Annotated in this window: 16 protein-coding genes and 1 riboswitch; of the genes, 15 read left to right on the forward strand and 1 reads right to left on the reverse strand. The window is 40.1% G+C overall.

Annotated elements, in window-relative coordinates; genetic code table 11:
• The first annotated feature begins 26 nt into the window (after window positions 1–26).
• Window positions 27–216, forward strand: a riboswitch (cobalamin riboswitch).
• Window positions 217–449: 233 nt separating this feature from the next.
• From AEA09_RS20030 to AEA09_RS17540, 13 genes are all read left to right on the forward strand, one after another.
• Complete coding sequence (locus AEA09_RS20030) at window positions 450–587, forward strand: hypothetical protein (RefSeq protein ID WP_156312231.1); 138 nt, start codon at window positions 450–452, stop codon at window positions 585–587.
• A complete protein-coding gene (locus tag AEA09_RS17480; RefSeq protein ID WP_053585234.1) occupies window positions 584–1,585 on the forward strand; it encodes a FecCD family ABC transporter permease in 1,002 nt (333 codons plus the stop codon). The genes AEA09_RS20030 and AEA09_RS17480 overlap by 4 nt, the downstream gene beginning before the upstream one ends.
• Entirely contained in the window at window positions 1,582–3,042 is a 1,461-nt protein-coding gene (locus AEA09_RS17485) for an adenosylcobinamide amidohydrolase (protein ID WP_053585235.1), read from the forward strand. The genes AEA09_RS17480 and AEA09_RS17485 overlap by 4 nt, the downstream gene beginning before the upstream one ends.
• Before the next feature lie 12 nt (window positions 3,043–3,054).
• Window positions 3,055–3,615 (forward strand): cob(I)yrinic acid a,c-diamide adenosyltransferase, encoded by a 561-nt coding sequence (locus tag AEA09_RS17490; protein WP_053585236.1) that lies wholly within the window; start codon window positions 3,055–3,057, stop codon window positions 3,613–3,615.
• Window positions 3,616–3,835: 220 nt separating this feature from the next.
• Window positions 3,836–6,067 carry a heterodisulfide reductase-related iron-sulfur binding cluster gene (locus AEA09_RS17495; RefSeq protein WP_053585237.1) on the forward strand — a complete coding sequence of 744 codons (2,232 nt, stop codon included), beginning with the start codon at window positions 3,836–3,838 and terminating at the stop codon, window positions 6,065–6,067.
• 189 nt (window positions 6,068–6,256) lie between these two features.
• Window positions 6,257–7,462, forward strand: coding sequence for an acetyl-CoA C-acetyltransferase (locus tag AEA09_RS17500; protein ID WP_053585238.1), 1,206 nt, complete (start codon window positions 6,257–6,259; stop codon window positions 7,460–7,462).
• Window positions 7,462–8,313, forward strand: coding sequence for a 3-hydroxybutyryl-CoA dehydrogenase (locus AEA09_RS17505; RefSeq protein WP_053585239.1), 852 nt, complete (start codon window positions 7,462–7,464; stop codon window positions 8,311–8,313). The genes AEA09_RS17500 and AEA09_RS17505 overlap by 1 nt, the downstream gene beginning before the upstream one ends.
• Before the next feature lie 52 nt (window positions 8,314–8,365).
• Window positions 8,366–9,502, forward strand: coding sequence for an acyl-CoA dehydrogenase (locus tag AEA09_RS17510; RefSeq protein WP_053585240.1), 1,137 nt, complete (start codon window positions 8,366–8,368; stop codon window positions 9,500–9,502).
• Window positions 9,503–9,517: 15 nt separating this feature from the next.
• Window positions 9,518–10,654, forward strand: coding sequence for an acyl-CoA dehydrogenase (locus AEA09_RS17515; protein WP_053585241.1), 1,137 nt, complete (start codon window positions 9,518–9,520; stop codon window positions 10,652–10,654).
• A gap of 3 nt (window positions 10,655–10,657) precedes the next feature.
• Window positions 10,658–11,290, forward strand: a complete 633-nt coding sequence (locus AEA09_RS17520) for a TetR/AcrR family transcriptional regulator (RefSeq protein ID WP_053585242.1) — start codon at window positions 10,658–10,660, stop codon at window positions 11,288–11,290.
• Between the two features lie 239 nt (window positions 11,291–11,529).
• Window positions 11,530–14,778 carry a fused isobutyryl-CoA mutase/GTPase IcmF gene (icmF, locus tag AEA09_RS17525; protein WP_053585243.1) on the forward strand — a complete coding sequence of 1,083 codons (3,249 nt, stop codon included), beginning with the start codon at window positions 11,530–11,532 and terminating at the stop codon, window positions 14,776–14,778.
• 477 nt (window positions 14,779–15,255) lie between these two features.
• On the forward strand, window positions 15,256–15,807 hold the full coding sequence (gene rpoE / locus AEA09_RS17530) for a DNA-directed RNA polymerase subunit delta (protein ID WP_211263273.1): 552 nt from the start codon (window positions 15,256–15,258) through the stop codon (window positions 15,805–15,807).
• A gap of 423 nt (window positions 15,808–16,230) precedes the next feature.
• A complete protein-coding gene (locus tag AEA09_RS17540) occupies window positions 16,231–17,823 on the forward strand; it encodes a CTP synthase (RefSeq protein ID WP_053585246.1) in 1,593 nt (530 codons plus the stop codon).
• Window positions 17,824–18,137: 314 nt separating this feature from the next.
• Here the strand turns inward: AEA09_RS17540 and AEA09_RS17545 are convergent, their stop codons facing one another.
• Entirely contained in the window at window positions 18,138–18,668 is a 531-nt protein-coding gene (locus AEA09_RS17545) for a DUF2529 family protein (RefSeq protein WP_053585247.1), read from the reverse strand.
• Window positions 18,669–18,828: 160 nt separating this feature from the next.
• On the opposite strand from AEA09_RS17545, the gene AEA09_RS17550 reads away from it, so the two are divergent.
• Window positions 18,829–19,188, forward strand: coding sequence for a response regulator (locus AEA09_RS17550; RefSeq protein ID WP_082332719.1), 360 nt, complete (start codon window positions 18,829–18,831; stop codon window positions 19,186–19,188).
• Between the two features lie 227 nt (window positions 19,189–19,415).
• Window positions 19,416–20,270: a class II fructose-bisphosphate aldolase gene (locus AEA09_RS17555; protein WP_053585248.1), complete on the forward strand. Its 855-nt coding sequence runs from the start codon at window positions 19,416–19,418 to the stop codon at window positions 20,268–20,270.
• The last annotated feature ends 143 nt before the right edge of the window (window positions 20,271–20,413 follow it).

A 20,413-nucleotide genomic window follows, 5' to 3' on the forward strand; every position in this document is an offset into this window, starting at 1 on the left:
TCTATTTTCATGTATAATAAGAAAAGATTGAATAAAATGATAAAGGTTCTTTATCTGCAAAGGATAAAGTGAAAAGGGAAATCGGTGTAATTCCGATGCGGTCCCGCCACTGTAAGTGTGAGTTTTTTCAACCGATGCCACTGAAAAATTTTTGGGAAGGCATGAAAAAGCGTTAGTAGCACGAGCCAGGAGACCTGCCTTTATAGAGCAACACTAACAACCTACGAGGATAGGGTGGTGATTTTTTGCGACCGTAATATTGTGCAAGCATCGCCTCTCGTTTTTTCTAGACGAGGGGCTTTTTTATGTTTTGTAAGGTGGATGTCGATAAATTTGAAAATGTGGGCGATAAATTCACGAAGTAGGGCGATAAAATGCCAAAGTGTATCGATAAATCACAAAACAGGGCGATAAAGTACGCGCTCCCTTATTATTAGGAGGATTCAAGAGTGAAAAAGTATTGGGAAATAGGATTATCTGCATTTTTAACAATTGGCTTACTCACGGCATGTAATAAAGAAGAAGTAAAATTAAATCAGCAAACTGAAGTACCCCGTTCAGCAGATAGACTTGAGGTATTCGCGTGAGTAGAACAGCCTTAGCTTATATAACGGCAATTACGCTCTTACTAGTCAGCATTTGGTGTGGTGTATCCATAGGTTCAGTCAACATACCCTTTGAAGTGCTCTGGAATAGAGCGGCAGATGAAACAGCAGCAAATATTCTATGGAAAATTCGTATGCCACGCGTGGTACTTGCAGGACTTGTCGGGGCATCACTTGCAATTGCAGGGGCAGCATTCCAAGGACTACTAAAAAACCCACTTGCCGATCCATATACATTAGGTGTTTCTTCGGGTGCATCGGTTGGGGCAGTAATGACTTTGTTTTTCGGTATATCCATTCCAGTTGTGGGTATTTACACACTTCCAACATTTAGTATGATTGGTGCGGTATTGACGATGGTAGCTGTTATGGGTTTTGCACGGCTTGTAGATCGTTCTCTGAAAATGGAAACGTTGATTTTAACAGGGGTTATTTTTAGTTCATTTTTAGGTTCCCTCATTTCGTTAATGGTAGCGTTAACGGGTGAGGAGTTACGCCAAATTATTGGTTGGTTGCTCGGGTCTGTATCAATGCGCGGCTGGCCATATGTACAAATGATTGCGCCGTTTGTTGTGATAGGTTCGGTGATGCTATGGACGCAAAGACGTGAGTTAAATGCGTTATTGTACGGTGAAGAGCGAGCGAAGCATCTAGGTGTGAATGTAAAACGCAGTAAATATTTAATATTAGCAGGTGGTTCAATGTTAACGGGGGCAGCTGTTGCTGTATCTGGCACAATTGGCTTTGTGGGACTCGTTGTTCCTCATATGACACGTATGATCTGGGGCTCGGACCATCGTCATTTATTGCCGTTATCGTTTTTAAATGGCGCAACGTTACTCATTATTTGTGATTTAGTAGCACGTACTATTATTATGCCGCGTGAGCTCCCAATTGGTGTCATTACAGCGTTTATTGGGGCGCCAGTCTTCTCGTATATTTTCTATAAACAACGCAGAAGTAAGGGGGGTCGCGCATGATTACAGTGGAACAGTTATCAGGTGGTTATGGTGACGTACCGATTGTCAAAAATGTAAGTTTCACGGTTGAGAAGGGGAAAGTGCTAGGCATTTTAGGTCCAAATGGAAGCGGGAAATCGACGTTGCTAAAAGTAATGAGTGGTATCCTGCCCGCAACTAGTGGCTCGGTTTTGTTAGATAGAAAAAATATAAAAACTTATAATGCTCGTGCATTAGCAAAGAAAATGGCGGTCCTGCCACAGCTTCATGCAAATGCTTTTTCGAATTCGGTGCGTGAAGCAGTTTCACTTGGTAGATATCCGCATCAAACGGGCTTTTTCTCTAGCTGGTCAGATAAAGATGAGCAAGCCGTACAACATGCAATGGCGCAAACAGGTGTCTTACGCTATGAGAATACACCGATGGAATTTTTATCGGGCGGGGAGCAGCAACGTGTTTTTGTAGCACAAGCGTTAGCTCAAACAGCAGAAGTGCTATTATTAGATGAACCGACGAACCATTTGGATATTGCGCATCAACGACAAATACTAGATATGGTACGTAAAGAAGCAGTTGAATGTGGGTTAACGGTAGTGATGGTGTTACATGACATGAACTTAGCTTCGTTATACTGTGATGAGTTATTATTAATGGAGGATGGGCAAATGCGTGCAATAGGTGCACCGCATGAGGTGTTAATTGCCTCTCAAATTGAGGAAGTCTACCAGGCACGAGTAACGACGTATTCACATCCGGAAATTCCAAAGCCACAAATTACAATGATGCCTGCAACCAGTGAACATCAACCACGAGCAGTCATTACGAAAGAAAATTTTACAGTAGTAGAAGATTTTATTCAGTTAAAGTCAGAAATCCCGTTAAAAACAATTTCTTCAGCTGTTCATAATCCAGGTATTGGCTGGTATGAATGCTTTTTAAACCGCTCCGTACCAGGTGATTACATCATAAACAATGTAAAGCAAGAAGTAGCTGGATTTTTACAAAGAGAGAACTTTTCTTTGACGGGAACAGTCGTGATGCTTACAGCTGTTTCTACAAACATGGTTGCCTTGAACGAATACAAAACCGACTTTGGGAGTGTGTTTGTCATGGTAACAGCTGGTGTTGGCAATGCTGTAGATGTATCGCGTACACATGAACGTCAAGATCAGCCCTATGTGGGTACCATTAACACATGGGTCATAATTAATGGCTGTCTATCGGAAGAAGCATTTTTCCAAGCAATGATGACGGCTAACGAGGCGAAGACAAAGGCATTACAAACGGAAGATATTCGTGACAAGCGAACGAATACCGTTGCGACAGGAACTGCAACTGATAGCCTCCTCATAGCAGCAACACAAAGAGGGAAAGAAATGATATATGGTGGTCCAATAACTGAGGTAGGAAAAGTTATTGGCAGAGGTGTTTTTGAAACGACAGTGCAAGCCATTCACAACTATAAAACGAAAGCTTAGGAGATGAGAGGAATGAAACTTTACACGAAAACAGGCGACACGGGAAAAACGAGCATTATTGGCGGTCGCGTAGATAAAGACAACTTACGTGTGGAAACATACGGTACAATTGATGAACTGAATTCTTTTATCGGCAAGGCGATGAGCGAGTTAGATCGTGAATTATTTAAGGATATTTTAAGTGATTTAGAAACGATTCAGCATGAGCTTTTTGATGGTGGTGGCGACCTTGCAAATGTGATGAAGGAACGTCATTATAAATTAACAGAAGCACCGATTGAAGCAATGGAGGCCCGTATCGATGTCTTGACGGAAGAGGCCCCGCCGTTAGAGCGTTTCATTTTACCTGGAGGTGCACCGGCGGCCGCAACGTTACACATTGCACGTACAGTAGCGCGCCGAGCAGAGCGTCAAATGGTTACGTTAATGAAGGCGGTTGAAGATGTACCAGCAATTGTACAAAAATACTTAAACCGCTTATCGGATTATTTATTCGCAGCAGCACGTGTTGTGAATGCACGATTAAAAGTTGCAGACGTAGAGTACGTTCGAAGTGCAAAGGTCTTTAAATAATTTAAAAAACTACCCTGGAAAATGATCATTTTTCAGGGTAGTTTTTTTATATGTGAACTATATAATAGTGAATTATCAGAAATATTTATATTTTTATGTTGACTGAATGCTCATTCATTATTAGAATGTGAATATAATGGTAAAACGATATACATTTACGTATGAACTAGCAAATTTAATACAAAGAGGGATTCACTAGATTCAAAAGGGGGGACTAATAATGAGTCCATTATTAATCGCAAACAGTGTGTTGACAGTCGCTGTTGTATTGTATGCAGCTGGATTATTTATTTACTTGTTAAAAACACGATACAAGTATGTGCAACTGGGGAAAAAGGTTGAATTTGATGAAAGCATTAGCGAACGCATTCGGTATTTAATGGTCAATGTGCTTGGTCAAAATAAGCTACTAAAGGACGCGAAAAGCGGTTTAATCCACGTGATGTTCTTCTATGGCTTTTTAATGGTGCAATTAGGAGCCATTGATTTAATTTGGAAGGGATTAGCACCAGAGTCACATCTACCACTTGGTATTTTCTATGGTGTGTTCACATTCACGCAAGAGCTAGTGGTGTTAATGATTTTAATAGCTGTGGTGTGGGCATTCTACCGTCGTTATGTAGAAAAGTTAGTCCGTTTAAAACGTGGTTGGAAGAATGGACTTGTGTTAATTTTCATTGGTGGATTAATGGTTTCCACATTAATTGCAAATGGTATGGGGTTAATTTGGCATGGTGAGGGCTTAACGTATACCGAGCCTGTAGCATCAGGCATAGCCGCTATTTTTGGATTCTTGCCAAAATCCGTAGCAGCGGGAGTATTTTATGTGATGTGGTGGGCGCATTTACTGATCCTATTAACATTCTTAATCTATGTACCACAATCTAAGCATTTCCATTTGATTACAAGTATGTTGAACGTTTATATGAATCGATTAGACCGTACAGGTACATTAGTGCCAATCGATTTTGAAGCGCTAGAAGAAGCCGGCGAAAATGCAGAAAGTGAAGACGACATCCCGTCAATCGGTGTTGGTCGTATTCAAGATTTCACGCAAAAGCAAATGCTAGATTTATACTCTTGCGTAGAATGTGGACGCTGTACAAATATGTGTCCAGCAACAGGTACAGGAAAGATGCTGTCACCAATGGACTTAATCGTGAAATTACGTGATCATCTAACATTCACAGGAGCTGTTGTGACAAAGCAAAAGCCATGGGTGCCGTACCAAATGTTCACGAATACAAAAGGCAATCAACTTGCGATGGCAGCGGGTGCTGAAGGCACGGTAATTGAGGACATTTATAGCCCATCATTAATCGGTGATGTTATTACAGAAGAAGAGATTTGGGCATGTACGACTTGCCGTAACTGTGAAGATCAGTGTCCAGTAATGAATGAGCATGTCGATAAAATTATTGACCTTCGTCGTTACTTAACGATGACAGAAGGAAAAGTAAACCCTGATGCACAACGCGCAATGACAAACATCGAACGACAAGGCAATCCATGGGGCTTAAACCGTAAAGAAAAAGAAAATTGGCGCGATATTGATCCGTCTATCAATATTCCGACGGTAAAGGAATTGAAAAAATCAGGCGAGGAAATGGAATATCTACTATGGGTAGGTTCGATGGGTGCGTTTGATAACCGATCACAAAAAATTGCGCTTGCGTTTTGTCGATTACTAAACGAAGCAGGCGTGAAATTCGCTATTTTAGGCAACAAGGAGAAAAACTCTGGGGATACACCACGTCGTCTTGGAAATGAGTTCTTATTCCAAGAATTAGCGACGGCGAATATCGATGAGTTTGAGAAAAATGATGTGAAGAAAATCGTCACGATTGACCCACATGCCTATAATATTTTCAAAAATGAATACCAAGACTTCGGCTGGAGAGGTGAAGTATATCATCATACTGAAGTTTTAAATCAACTGATTGAAGAAAATCGTCTAGCAATGAATTATGAGGTTGATGAAACAATTGTCTTCCATGATTCTTGTTACTTAGGTCGTTACAATGACGTGTACGACGCACCGCGTGAAATTTTACGAGGTATTCCAGGTGTGAAACTTGTTGAAATGGAACGAAACCGCGAATCAGCAATGTGCTGTGGTGCTGGTGGTGGATTAATGTGGATGGAAGAGCATGTTGGAAACCGCATTAATGTTGCACGTACAGAACAAGCATTAGAAACTAACGCTTCAGTTATTTCTTCAGGCTGTCCATACTGCTTAACGATGCTTGAAGATGGGACGAAAGCGAAAGAGGTAGAGGATACAATTAGCACATACGACGTAGCGGAATTATTAGAGCGTTCAGTATTTGGCGAAAAAGTAAAAGTTGTTGAGAAAGTGCCAGAAGAAGAATCGATACAAGAGGTTGTTGCGTCGGTTGATAGTACAGAAGGAAACGAAAATATAGAGTTAAACGCAGATATACAGCGGTAATTAAAGGAATATTATCGTTATCTGAAAAATTTAAATTGCGAAATAAATATTTGTTTTGTAAAATATAACTAAGTAGAGATGGGAGTTTAATTAATGACTCCCATTTTTCATTGAAATCAGTTGAGCGAGCGTTCAGTCATTAATGATTAAGTGCTTATCGATCAATGTAAAACAAAAGGGGTGTTTTGCTTGAATAGAACAGTTATTTTAGCAGGTGCACGAACAGCATTTGGGAAATTTAATGGTAGCCTAAGTTCGTTAAGCGCTAGCGACCTTGGAGCAGTTGCCGTTAAAGGAGCACTAGAAAGAGCAAGTGTTGCACCTGAGGCAGTAGACGAAGTAATTTTAGGCACAGTATTGCAGGCAGGTCAGGGACAAATACCATCAAGGCAGGCAGCTATTAAGGCAGGTTTGGCGGCGGAAGTGAAAACAGAAACGATTAATAAAGTTTGTGCTTCAGGTATGCGTGCCGTAACACTAGCGGATCAGTTAATTCGTTTAGGGGACGAGGAAGTGATTGTTGCTGGTGGTATGGAATCGATGTCCAATGCACCTTATTATTTATTAAATGGTCGTACGGGTTTACGTATGGGTGATTCGAAATTGGTGGATGGTATGATTTATGATGGACTATCATGTGCGTTTGATATAGCAAGACCACATATGGGGAGCTATGGCAACTCGACTGCCACTGAATTCTCATTAAGCCGTGAGGAGCAAGATGCTTGGTCTGTGAGAAGTCATGAACGAGCATTAACAGCGATTGAAAAGGGTTATTTTGCAGAGGAAATCGTGCCTGTAGAAATACCGCAGCGAAAAGGCGAACCACTTCTATTTAAGGTTGATGAGGCACCTAGAGCTAGTACATCTTTGGAAGCGCTAGCAAATCTAAAACCAGCATTCGAGAAGGACGGTACAATCACAGCAGGTAACGCACCAGGCGTTAATGATGGAGCATGTGCCTTTGTGTTAATGAGTGAGGAGCGAGCACAGCGTGAAGGCAAAGAAACACTTGCAGTTGTACTTGGTCATGCGGAGATTGGTGTTGAACCAAAGAATTTCCCACAAACACCGGGGCTTGTTATTAATAAGCTTCTAGAAAAGACGGGTAAAACATTAGTTGATATTGATTTGATTGAAATCAACGAAGCTTTTGCAGCAGTTGCACTAGTTAGCAATCAGCTTGCGAAACTTAACCCAGAAAAAGTAAATGTTAACGGTGGCGCAGTGGCACTAGGTCATCCAATTGGAGCATCTGGTGCACGCATTATTTTGACACTTGCGCATGAGTTAAAACGCCGTGGTGGTGGCATTGGTATTGCAGCGATTTGCTCAGGCGGCGGACAAGGTGACGCTATTATGATTGAAGTACCAAAAACAGGGGGCAATGCATGATGGGAATTCAAAAAGTAATGGTCATTGGTGCCGGACAAATGGGTTCTGGTATTGCGCAAGTTTGTGCACAGGCTGGTTATGACGTGAAACTTAATGATATGAAGCAAGAATTTTTCGAGCGTGGTTTAGGAGTTATTACAAAAAACTTAACACGTGACGTTGAAAAAGGCCGTAAAACCGAAGAAGAAAAAGTAGCTATTTTAGGTCGTATTACAATGTCACTAGACTTACAGGATGCTAGTGAAGTGGATATTATTATCGAAGCAGCTGTAGAAAATATGGAGATCAAGCAATCTATTTTTAAGCAACTAGATAAACTAGCACCGGCCCATGCGATATTAGCAACAAACACATCATCCTTACCAATTACGGAAATTGCAGCTGTAACAAATCGTCCAGAGCAAGTAATTGGCATGCACTTTATGAACCCTGTGCCTGTGATGAAGCTGGTTGAAATTATTCGCGGATTGGCAACCGCTGATGATGTGTACAAAGAAGTTGAAGAAATGACAGTGAAATTATCGAAAACACCTGTGGAAGTGAATGATTTCCCTGGTTTCATCGCGAATCGTATCTTACTGCCAATGATTAATGAAGCGGTATATGCATTATATGAAGGCGTTGCGACAAAAGAGGCCATTGATGACGTAATGAAACTGGGTATGAATCATCCAATGGGGCCACTTACACTAGCTGATTTTATTGGCTTAGATACATGTTTATCGATTATGGAAATTTTACATGAAGGCTTAGGAGATAGTAAGTATCGTCCTTGTCCATTGTTACGTAAATACGTGGCAGCAGGCTGGCTTGGGAAGAAATCTGGTAGAGGCTTCTACATTTACGAGTAATAATCCTATGGGGATGGGATTTTTTACGTGACAACAAAGAGGGGTGACATAGATGCTTTTACAGTTTACAGAAGAGCAAATCATGATGCGTGATATGGTGCGTGATTTTGCGAAAGAAAAGATTGAACCATGGGTAGAGCATATGGAAGCTGGGGAGTTTCCGCGTGAGTTGCTAACACAAATGGGCGAACTTGGCTTAATGGGGATTACAGCTCCAGAGGAATTTGGTGGCTCGGCGATGGATTTTACATCATATATACTTGCCATTCATGAACTATCAAAAGTTAGTGCGGTAATGGGTGTTATTTTATCTGTACATACGTCAGTTGGCACAAATCCAATTATTTATTTTGGAAATGACGAGCAAAAACAACGTTATGTATCAAAGCTTGCCTCAGGCGAGTTTTTAGGAGCATTTTGTTTAACGGAACCTAGTGCAGGTTCAGATGCGGGATCGTTACAATCGAAAGCGAAAAAAGATGGCAATGATTATGTCATTAACGGTTCGAAGGTGTTCGTTACAAATGGTGGTGAAGCAGATGTATATATCGTCTTTGCTTCCACTAATACAGAGGCAAAAACACGTGGTATTTCAGCATTTATCGTTGAAAAGGGAACACCGGGCTTAGTCATTGGGAAAGACGAAAAGAAAATGGGTTTACATGGTTCACGTACGGTGCAGCTGACGTTTGATAATTGCCGAGTGCCAGTGAGCAATCTCCTTGGAGCAGAAGGAGAAGGCTTTAAAATCGCGATGGCCAATTTAGATGTAGGTCGTATAGGTATTGCCGCACAGTCTTTAGGTATTGCAGAGGCGGCACTTGAAGCGGCAACTGCTTATGCGAAAGAACGCGTGCAATTTGGTAAGCCGATTGCAGTACAACAAGGAATTGGTTTTAAGCTTGCAGATATGGCGACTGCGGTGGAAGCGGCAAAGCTACTTGTGTACAAAGCTGCTGATTTACGTTCTAAAGGTTTACCGTGCGGGCAAGAGGCGTCGATGGCGAAGCTTCTTGCGTCACGCACAGCGGTGCAAACAGCAATCGAAGCTGTTCAAATCTTTGGTGGCTATGGCTACACAAAGGATTACCCAGTGGAACGCTTTTTCCGCGATGCGAAGGTAACTGAAATTTATGAAGGTACTAGCGAAATTCAAAAACTTGTTATTAGCAAACACTTACTTAAATAAAAGGGGATATGACCAATGAATTTTCAATTATCTGAAGAACATGAGCAATTGCGTGAAATGATTCGCGACTTCGCAGTTAATGAGGTAGCCCCAACTGCAGAGTCACGTGACGAACACGAAGAATTCGACCGTGGTATTTTCGACAAAATGGCGGAGCTAGGATTAACGGGTATTCCGTGGCCAGAAGAGTATGGTGGCGCAGGCTTTGACTATCTTGCATACGTCATTGCAGTAGAAGAATTATCACGTGTATGTGCGTCAACAGGGGTAACATTATCGGCACATACATCTTTAGCAGGCTGGCCAGTATATAAATACGGCAATGAGGAGCAAAAGCAAAAATACCTTCGTCCAATGGCAGAGGGCAAACATATCGGCGCTTATGGCTTAACAGAGGCAAGTTCAGGCTCAGATGCAGGCGGTATGAAGACATACGCTAAACGTGATGGTGATGATTATATTTTAAATGGTTCTAAGATCTTTATCACAAATGGTGGGGTAGCAGATACATATATCGTATTTGCGGTAACTGATCCAGAGGCGAAAAACGGTACATCCGCATTCATCGTTGAAGCTGGCTTTGAAGGCTTCTCAGTTGGGAAAAAAGAAAAGAAACTAGGCATCCGTTCATCACCAACGACTGAAATTATTTTCGATAATTGTCGTGTGCCAAAGGAAAACTTACTTGGTGCAGAGGGTGATGGCTTTAAAATCGCAATGACGACACTAGATGGTGGACGTAATGGTATCGCTGCACAAGCAGTTGGTATTGCACAAGGTGCACTTGATGCATCTGTTGATTATGCAAAAGAACGTGTGCAATTCGGCAAGCCAATTGTAGCAAATCAAGGGGTAGCTTTTAAATTAGCAGACATGGCAACATCTATCGAAGCATCAAGGCTCCTAACATATCAAGCAGCTTGGTTAGAGTCAAATAACTTACCATATGGTAAAGCATCGGCAATGGCGAAATTAATGGCTGGTGACACAGCAATGAATGTAACGGTAGAAGCTGTTCAAGTATTTGGTGGCTATGGTTATACGAAAGACTATCCAGTTGAGCGCTACATGCGTGATGCGAAAATAACTCAAATATACGAAGGTACGCAAGAAATTCAACGTCTTGTTATCTCGCGTATGTTGACTAAATAATATATGGTCGATAAAACAAAAGGGCCTCAAGTCCAGTCCACTGTAAAAGATGAAAGTCTTATTGCCGTTCGTCGAGAACAGATGATTCAAGGTGCTATAAAGTTATTTAAAGAAAAAGGCTTTCATCGTGCGACAACGAGAGAAATTGCTAAGGCGGCGGGGTTCAGTATTGGTACACTCTATGAATATATTCGCACAAAAGAAGATGTACTTTATCTCGTTTGCGATAGCATATATAAGCAGTCGATGGGTCGTTTAGCAAATTTTGAAATTAAAGAAGGTACAGTTGATGACCTAAAATCAGCCATTCGAGAATACTTTTTACAAGTAGATGGCATGCTCGATGAATTAACAATAATGTATCAAGAGACGAAATCCTTATCGAAGGAAGCACAAGCCTATGTATTTAGTAAGGAATTTGAAATTGTAGCTGTCGTAGAGCGTTTACTTAAACGTTGTGTGCAGTCAGGGGAAATTTCAATGACAGATAAGCAGATTCATATGGCCGCGAATAGTTTAGTCGTCCAAGGACAAAGTTGGGCATTCCGTAAATGGGCTCTTCACCGTCAGCATACGCTCGATGAGTATATTGAAATGCAAACGACATTGTTCATTTCTGGCATTAAGGGGTTTTAACTTAAGTATTACTAAGAGATAAGCCGGTAATTGCATAGTGCTACATTGCAATTGCCGGCTATTTATCAATTGGTGGGTTCATTACCAAAGATCGGAGATGACATCCGATTTAAAGAGCGCCAACCGGAACGGAAATCAACTCCACGTTATGGTGATGAGCCATTAATAGTGTGTTGAGCAACGCGCTCTTTTTTCAACGACAGAGTAAATTCACTAACGGGAGAAAGTGGGGATTTCATATGACAAAGGTAGAAGTACATCGTCCGATAAATCATGTTCGCTTTGTAACAGCATCAAGTCTTTTTGATGGGCACGATGCTTCGGTTAATATTATGCGACGCATTTTACAATCGAGTGGAGTAGAGGTTATCCATTTAGGACATAACCGCTCGGTAGAGGAAGTCGTCAATGCTGCGATTCAAGAGGATGCACAAGGTATAGCGGTGTCTTCGTATCAAGGTGGGCATATGGAATACTTCAAATATATGTATGATTTACTGCATGAAAAAGGGGCACCGCATATTAAGATTTACGGCGGTGGGGGCGGTGTTATTTTACCGCGTGAAATTAAAGAGCTGCATGCGTATGGTATTTCAGGTATATTCTCGCCAGAAGACGGGCGCGTGCTAGGGTTACAAGGGATGATCAATGAACAAATTAAGGGCTCGGATTTCCCAACAGCGACAGGCGATTACGCGGAAAAGTTAGACGCTTTAAGCACGGAAACACCTGAGTTATTAGCAAATTTAATTACCGCGGCCGAATCAAATGATGATGAAGAAACGAAAGCGATGTTAGAAGAAGTACGTAAACGTTCGAAAGGCACACCGATTCTTGGTATTACAGGAACAGGTGGCGCAGGGAAATCTTCGTTAACAGATGAGCTTATTCGTCGTTTTCTAAAAGAATTTCCTGATAAACGAGTGGCCATTCTTTCCGTCGACCCGACAAAGCAAAAAACGGGTGGGGCATTACTAGGCGATCGTATTCGTATGAATGCAATTTTCAATAACCGTGTGTATATGCGAAGCTTGGCAACACGTGGCTCGCGAACAGAGTTATCAGCTTCAATTGGAGATGTGTTAGATGTTGTTCGAGCTGTTGGTTATGATTTGATCATTGTAGAGACAAGCGGTATTGGTCAGGGAGATGCAGAAATTACGAAATACACAGATTTGTCTATGTATGTCATGACGAGTGAATTCGGTGCACCAACACAACTTGAAAAAATCGATATGATTGATTTTGCTGATATCATTGCCATCAATAAATTTGAACGTAAAGGCTCAGAGGATGCATTGCGTCAAGTACAAAAACAGTTTCAACGCTCTCGTGAGTTATGGGATACGCCGATTGATAGCATGCCGGTTTATGGCACGATTGCAAGCCAGTTTAATGATAAAGGGACGAATGCTTTATTTGCAGCGTTAGTAGCTAAGATTAACGAAAAAACGGGTAGCAATTGGGAAACGAGTTATGAACAATTCGCCAAAACACAAAAGCAGGATGTCATTATTCCAAATGATCGTCGCTACTATTTACGTGAAATTACGGATACAGTACGTGGTTATCATAAAAAATCGGAACAGCAAGTGGGCTTTGCACGTCGCTTATTCCAATTAGAAGGTGCGATTACAGCTGTAAAGGAAAAAGCAGCAGATGATGCACTTGTCGCATCTCTTACATCTTTAGCGGAAGGTGTCAGAGATGAATTAACAGCAGAATCGAAGCGTATATTAGATAATTGGCAAAAATTAAAAGAAGCGTATACTGGCGATGAATTTGTCACGAAAGTCCGTGATAAAGAAATTCGTACGATTTTAACGACGACAAGCCTTTCCGGCACGAAAATCCCAAGGGTTGTCTTGCCAAAGTTCGTTGACTATGGTGAAATTTTACGCTGGGTATATCGTGAAAATGTACCAGGTGAATTTCCGTTTACCGCTGGTGTATTCCAGTTTAAACGTGAAGGCGAAGATCCGAAAAGGCAATTTGCCGGTGAAGGGACGCCAGAACGTACAAATAAGCGCTTCCATTACTTATCGAAAGACGACGATGCAAAGCGTCTATCAACCGCATTTGATTCGGTGACTTTATACGGTGAGGATCCAAATCATCGTCCAGATATATACGGTAAGGTTGGGGAATCAGGTGTATCGATTTGTACGCTAGAGGATATGAAAAAGCTATATGCAGGCTTTGACCTTTGTGCACCATCTACATCTGTTTCGATGACGATTAACGGGCCAGCACCAATAATTCTAGCTATGTTTATGAATACAGCGATTGATCAGCAAGTGAAATTGCGCGAAGAAGAACTTGGTCGCACATTGACAATGGAAGAATTTACTGACGTACGAACACGTACAATGCAAGTAGTACGTGGAACAGTACAAGCTGATATTTTAAAAGAAGATCAAGGGCAAAATACATGTATTTTCTCGACTGAATTTGCGTTGCGTATGATGGGTGACATTCAGCAATACTTTATCGATCAAAAGGTGCGTAATTATTATTCGGTATCGATTTCTGGCTATCATATTGCAGAAGCCGGTGCAAATCCAATTTCGCAGTTAGCATTTACACTTTCAAATGGCTTTACGTATGTTGAGTACTATTTAAGTCGCGGCATGAATATCGATGATTTTGCGCCTAACTTATCCTTCTTCTTCTCAAATGGACTTGACCCAGAATATACGGTAATCGGTCGAGTGGCGCGTCGAATTTGGGCAGTTGTCATGCGTGATAAATACGGTGCGAATGAGCGAGCACAAAAGCTGAAGTATCATATACAAACTTCGGGTCGTAGTTTACACGCTCAGGAAATTGACTTTAATGATATTCGTACAACGTTGCAGGCGTTAATGGCGCTACAGGATAACTGTAATTCCTTGCATACAAATGCTTACGATGAAGCGATTACTACACCAACAGAAGAATCTGTTCGCCGTGCCATGGCAATTCAAATGATTATTACGAAAGAGCATGGCTTAGCGAAAAATGAGAATCCATTACAAGGTGCCTTTATAGTAGAAGAATTAACAGACTTGATTGAAGAAGCAGTGCTAGAGGAGTTCGACCGCATTAATGACCGCGGTGGTGTTCTAGGCGCGATGGAGACTCAATACCAACGTGGTAAAATTCAAGAGGAATCCATGCATTATGAAATGTTGAAGCACTCAGGTGAATTACCGATTATTGGTGTGAATACTTACCTAAATCCAAATCCACCAACTGCTGATGCAATAGATAATATGGAAATTGCACGTGCGTCTACGGAAGAAAAAGAAACGCAAATTCGTAATTTACAAAGTTTCTGGCAACAGCATAATGCAGAATTGGAAGCGGCACTTAATCGCTTACAGACAATTGCTATAAACAATGGTAATATTTTTGAAGAGCTGATGAACACAGTAAAAGTAGCAAGTTTAGGACAAATTACGAATGCTTTATATGAGGTAGGCGGTCAATTCCGACGTAATATGTAAAAACAAATCCTAATACGGTTTTTATATATTACAATTTCAACTAGTTAATGTAGAATGTTTCTATATTTTATCAGTGTCTAGTCATTCGATTAGGCACTGCTTTTCATTTTCGTTATAATATAAATGACAAACAAAGGGGGCGCAGTAGAGGGTGAAATCCATTATTCACTACATTATCATTTTAGCTTTAGTATTGGGGGCAATTTTCCTGTATAATAAGCAAATTGGCGCAATTCCTTTGCTATTATTGTCGATTTATTTATTTTACGTAGGTATTAAAATAATGATTAATATAAAAAACAGTAATTGAAGCTAGCTAAGAGGTTAAAACTTTGTATATAATGGGTATTATGCTTATGGTATGGAAGGTTACTTTTGCGCAGCATATTAAAATGCGCGCTTTTTATATGATTTTCTAATAAAGCACCATTTAATTTTAAACATCCTAAATGTGATGAGGGAAAGGACGTGCACGAATTGAATTTTCGTGAAATGACAAAAGAACAATTAGCTGAAGAGTCGTTAATTGATTTAACGCATGCAATTTTAGAAGAAAAACGCACTTCAATTCCATTAAATGATTTACTAACAATTCTTAAAGAATTAACAGGTTTAAAAGACGCAGAAATTAAAAGACGTTTACTACAATTTTACACTGACCTGAACATTGACGGCCGCTTTTTATACAACCAAGAAAATGGTTGGGGCTTACGTGAATGGTTTAAAGTAGAACAAATTGAAGAAGAAACAGCTCCTTCTGTGAAGACGCACAAGAAAAAAGCTAAATCTGTCGTTGGAGACGATGACGATGATCTTGATTTAGATGAAGAAGAAATCGACTTTGATGAAGACTACGAAGAATTCGTTGAAGAAGAACTTGATGAAGAAAAAGTAGATATCGATTTTGATGATGAAGAAGAGATTGAAGAGATTGAAGTAATCGAAGAAATTGAAGAAATCGAAGTAATCGATGAAGACTTTATCGAAGAAGAATTTGAAGTAGAAGATGAACTTGAGGAAGAAATTTAATTATTCAAATGCAACTTAGTTTTTATCTTTTTTGTACTTGAAGTAAAAAATCTTGACTTCTTTCCTAGTTCCGTTTAATCTTTTACTTGGGCTCCTTAAAAGAGGAGATTGACCGTGTATTTAATACGCTCCCCCTGCAAACCTATGCAGGAGGGGCGTTTTTTATTTTTTAAAAAAATAAGAAAGTATACTTTTCATTTGAGTTTAGGCATTAACGACGACGTTCGAGTGAGCGAAGCGACCCCTGACGAAAGGGGGAGTACGTTTACTTTCGTTTCGGGCGCGAATGCGCTTTTCTTAAAAAGGAAAGTATTAAAGAGATAGAAACTTTTACAGCTTCGAATTGCATGTGCTATTTGCATACATTCTCGGCTTTTCTTATTTTTAATAGCTATTTTAGATTAATTAAGGAGGAATTTTTTCATGACTAAGTATATTTTCGTAACAGGTGGGGTTGTATCATCACTTGGAAAAGGGATTGTTGCAGCATCTCTAGGACGTTTACTAAAAAACCGTGGATTAGAAGTAACAATCCAAAAATTTGATCCATACATCAATATCGACCCAGGTACAATGAGTCCTTATCAACATGGTGAGGTGTTTGTAACAGATGACGGCGCTGAGGCTGACTTAGACTTAGGTCACTACGAGCGTTTCATCGACATTAACTTAGGAAAACACTCAACTGTGACTTCTGGTCGTGTGTACCAAACAGTTCTACAAAAAGAACGCCGCGGTGATTATAACGGTGGAACAGTACAAGTAATTCCTCATATTACGAATGAAATCAAAGAGCGTATTCAACGTGCGGGCCGTGAAACAAATGCAGACGTTGTGATTACAGAAGTAGGCGGAACTGTAGGGGATATCGAATCACTACCATTCCTTGAAGCAATTCGCCAAATGAAAACAAATCTTGGCCATGACAATGTTATGTACGTACACTGTACGTTAATTCCATACATTAAAGCAGCTGGTGAGTTAAAAACGAAACCAACACAACATTCTGTAAAAGAATTACGTGCTCTAGGTATTCAACCAAATATCATTGTTGTACGTACAGAGCAAGAAGTGCCAGAAGAAATGAAAGAAAAATTAGCATTATTCTGTGACGTGCAGCCACATGAAATTATTGAATCTCGTGATGCAGAGCACTTATATGAAGTACCACTAAACTTACATGCACAAGACTTTGATGACATCGTTCTTGACCATTTTGGCATCGAAGCACCAGAGGCTGACATGGAAGAATGGCGTGACCTTGTAGAAAAAGTGAAAAACTTACCGAATAAACGTAAAATTGCATTAGTTGGTAAATACGTAGAGCTGCAAGATGCCTATATTTCTGTTGTAGAAGCATTGAAACATGCAGGCTATGCGTTCAACTCAGATATCGAAATTGATTGGATCAATGCAGAGCATATAACTGCAGAGAATGTTGCTTCATTACTAAAAGAGTCAGATGCAATTTTAGTGCCAGGTGGATTTGGTGACCGTGGTGTTGAAGGGAAAATTCTTGCAACACAATATGCACGTGAAAATGATGTACCATTCTTAGGTATTTGTCTTGGTATGCAGTTGGCAACAGTAGAATTCGCACGTAATGTATTAGGTTTACAAGGTGCACACTCTACAGAGCTTGACTCTGAGACGCAATATCCAATTATTGATTTCTTACCAGATCAAAACGAAGGTGTAGACCTTGGTGGTACATTACGTCTTGGTTTATATCCATGTAAATTACAAGAAGGTTCAAAAGCGAGCAACGCTTATGGCAAAGAGCTTGTTTATGAACGTCATCGTCACCGTTACGAATTCAATAATGAATACCGTGAAGCAATGGAAGCAGCAGGTCTTGTATTCTCAGGTACAAGCCCAGACAACAAACTAGTGGAAATAGTCGAGTTACCAGACAAAAACTTCTTCGTCGCTTGTCAATTCCACCCAGAGTTTGTGTCTCGTCCAAACCGTCCACAACCATTATTCCGTGACTTCATCGGTGCAACATTTAAATAATATAGGACAATATAAAAGCTCACTTTCCCTTAGAGATAGGGAAAGTGAGCTTTAATTTTGTTGATAAAGTATCTAGTCCATAGAAATTGCATGAATGAATCGTTCTTAAAAATGGTCTCTACAGCAAAATCTGTACTTAAAAGCTCCTTTAACTACAGAAATGAGGGGTTGATTTCCGTTCCGGCTGGGCGCTTTCCGGGGGGCGTCCGATGAGCCGCTTCACTCGCTACGCTCTCTCCAGGGTCTCATCTGGGACGCTAATCCCCCAGGAGTCGCCCAGCCTTCACTCCAATCAACCAGCAATCTAAAATTACTTATAGTTCTTCTTCATCAAGGTTTAGCATTTCATCAAAAGCCATTTTTATTGCTTCATAAATAAAAAGGGCAGCTATCGTATGTGGTACGACAATTCTCTCGCCTAAATCATTTGGTATCAGTCCACCTCGAATACGTGTTGAAATATATGTGTATGCTAAATCAGCTAATGGATTTTCAACAGTCGACACTTCACTAGCAACTGCCGCAAATGGAATGAAATCATCATTTAATTTTTGTGCAAGGGCAAGAGCCTCCTCGTCAAATGCACTTCGTGTGAAAATACATACACGATCTGCTTCTTCCAATATAGTATCTTTTGTCCAGGGTAATAATTTTGTAAATCGTTCTACACCGTGGAGCGCATTTACTTCAATTGCCTGCATTTCACCAAAACAAGCAAAATAGATATTACCAGCACCAATGCCAGCTTGAGCTAACAAACGTGCAGTTTCTTCAATTGCTTCTTCTTCGTTTTGTGTTATTCTTTGTAATAAACCACTCAATTGAGTTGTAAGTATTTTCGACATATTTCCACCTCTTTTAATATTATATATTTGAGAAATATATAAATCAAAAACAAAAAATATATAATACTTGAAGGTATTAAGCGATAACTAGAGAAGTATACAATAAAGAAAAGATTCAGGTAAAATATTACAAATAAATTACTGAGGGGCTGAATAGAAGGTGAAACGTTTACTAATTGTTGATGATCAGCAGGGAATTCGTTTGCTTTTAAATGAGGTAATGAAAAAAGAGGGATATGCTACATATCTAGCGGCAAATGGAATCGAAGCATTGAGTTTTGCAGAGGAACATGAGATGGATTGCGTTTTACTAGATATGAAAATACCAGGAATGAATGGGATTGAGATTTTAAAACGTTTGAAAGAAAAATGGCCAGGGCTTCCAGTATTTATGATGACTGCATATGGAGAGCTTAATATTGTGCAAGAGGCGCTTAGCTTAGGTGCCATTCGTTATTTTACAAAGCCTTTTGATATTTTTGAAGTACGGGATGAAGTCAATAAAATTTTAAAAGTTTAAACTCGCAGGCAGTGACAAGCACAGCCTGTTTTAGTTGCTGTTGGCAGATAAAAGAACTGAAAATATTTCTCATAACTATGCTCGCGTAGAAAATCATGTACAATCTTTCCGCTTTTGGTACATAAAATAGGTGTGAACTGAAAATACTTTTCAGAGTACTCTATTTTTGCTATGATTGAAATGCAAATTTGCGAATACAAAATAGTCCTACAAGGAGGATTTTTATAATGGCATTAGTATCAATGAAAGACATGTTAATTAAGGCAAAAGCAGAAGGTTATGCTGTAGGTCAATTCAACATTAACAACCTTGAATTTACACAAGCAATTTTACTTGCTGCACAAGAAGAAAACTCTCCGGTTATTTTAGGTGTATCTGAAGGCGCTGGAAAATACATGGGCGGATTTATCGCAGTAGTACACATGGTAAAAGGATTAATTGAAAGCTATAATATTACAGTACCAGTAGCAATTCACCTTGACCACGGTTCAAGTTTTGCTAAATGTAAAGAAGCGATTGATGCTGGCTTCACATCTGTTATGATTGACGCTTCACATCACTCATTTGAAGAAAACGTAAAAATCACTTCTGAAGTTGTTGAATATGCACATGCTAAAGGTGTTTCAGTAGAAGCAGAACTTGGCACAGTAGGTGGCGAAGAAGATGGCGTAATCGGCGGCATCATGTACGCAGACCCAGCAGAATGTAAAAAGCTTGTAGAAGCTACAAACATTGACTGCTTAGCACCAGCATTAGGCTCAGTTCATGGCCCTTACCAAGGTGAACCAAACCTTGGCTTTAAAGAAATGGAAGAAATTTCGAAATTAGCAGAACTTCCATTAGTATTACATGGCGGTACTGGTATCCCAACAAAAGATATCCAACGCTCTATCTCATTAGGAACGGCAAAAATTAATGTTAATACTGAAAACCAAATTGCGGCAACAAAAGCGGTTCGTGAAGTATTAGCAAATGATACTAAAGTATACGACCCACGCAAATATTTAATCCCTGCGCGTGATGCCATTAAAGCAACAGTAATTGGCAAGATGCGTGAATTTGGTAGCTCACAAAAAGCGTAACTTTTGTTTTACATGTTAAAACAACATAAGATGAATATTATGTACGATAAGAGAAGTGTTGATGCTTAAATCGACCTTCTCTTGTTTTTAAGAGAACGACTAATTAACAGTTATTTAATAATATAAGATAAATGGGTTGAGGA

Origin of the sequence: Lysinibacillus contaminans, assembly GCF_001278945.1 — a bacterium.
Classification (GTDB): Bacteria; Bacillota; Bacilli; order Bacillales_A; family Planococcaceae; genus Lysinibacillus; species Lysinibacillus contaminans.

Excerpts from the sequence above, each read along its gene's own strand:
- AEA09_RS17490 (WP_053585236.1), top strand. The coding sequence starts at position 3,055 with ATGAAACTTTACACGAAAACAGGCGACACGGGAAAAACGAGCATTATT.
- AEA09_RS17545 (WP_053585247.1), bottom strand. The coding sequence starts at position 18,668 with ATGTCGAAAATACTTACAACTCAATTGAGTGGTTTATTACAAAGAATA.
- AEA09_RS17520 (WP_053585242.1), top strand. The coding sequence starts at position 10,658 with ATGGTCGATAAAACAAAAGGGCCTCAAGTCCAGTCCACTGTAAAAGAT.
- AEA09_RS17495 (WP_053585237.1), top strand. The coding sequence starts at position 3,836 with ATGAGTCCATTATTAATCGCAAACAGTGTGTTGACAGTCGCTGTTGTA.
- AEA09_RS17505 (WP_053585239.1), top strand. The coding sequence starts at position 7,462 with ATGGGAATTCAAAAAGTAATGGTCATTGGTGCCGGACAAATGGGTTCT.
- AEA09_RS17540 (WP_053585246.1), top strand. The coding sequence starts at position 16,231 with ATGACTAAGTATATTTTCGTAACAGGTGGGGTTGTATCATCACTTGGA.
- AEA09_RS17555 (WP_053585248.1), top strand. The coding sequence starts at position 19,416 with ATGGCATTAGTATCAATGAAAGACATGTTAATTAAGGCAAAAGCAGAA.
- AEA09_RS17515 (WP_053585241.1), top strand. The coding sequence starts at position 9,518 with ATGAATTTTCAATTATCTGAAGAACATGAGCAATTGCGTGAAATGATT.
- icmF (WP_053585243.1), top strand. The coding sequence starts at position 11,530 with ATGACAAAGGTAGAAGTACATCGTCCGATAAATCATGTTCGCTTTGTA.
- AEA09_RS17485 (WP_053585235.1), top strand. The coding sequence starts at position 1,582 with ATGATTACAGTGGAACAGTTATCAGGTGGTTATGGTGACGTACCGATT.
- AEA09_RS17510 (WP_053585240.1), top strand. The coding sequence starts at position 8,366 with ATGCTTTTACAGTTTACAGAAGAGCAAATCATGATGCGTGATATGGTG.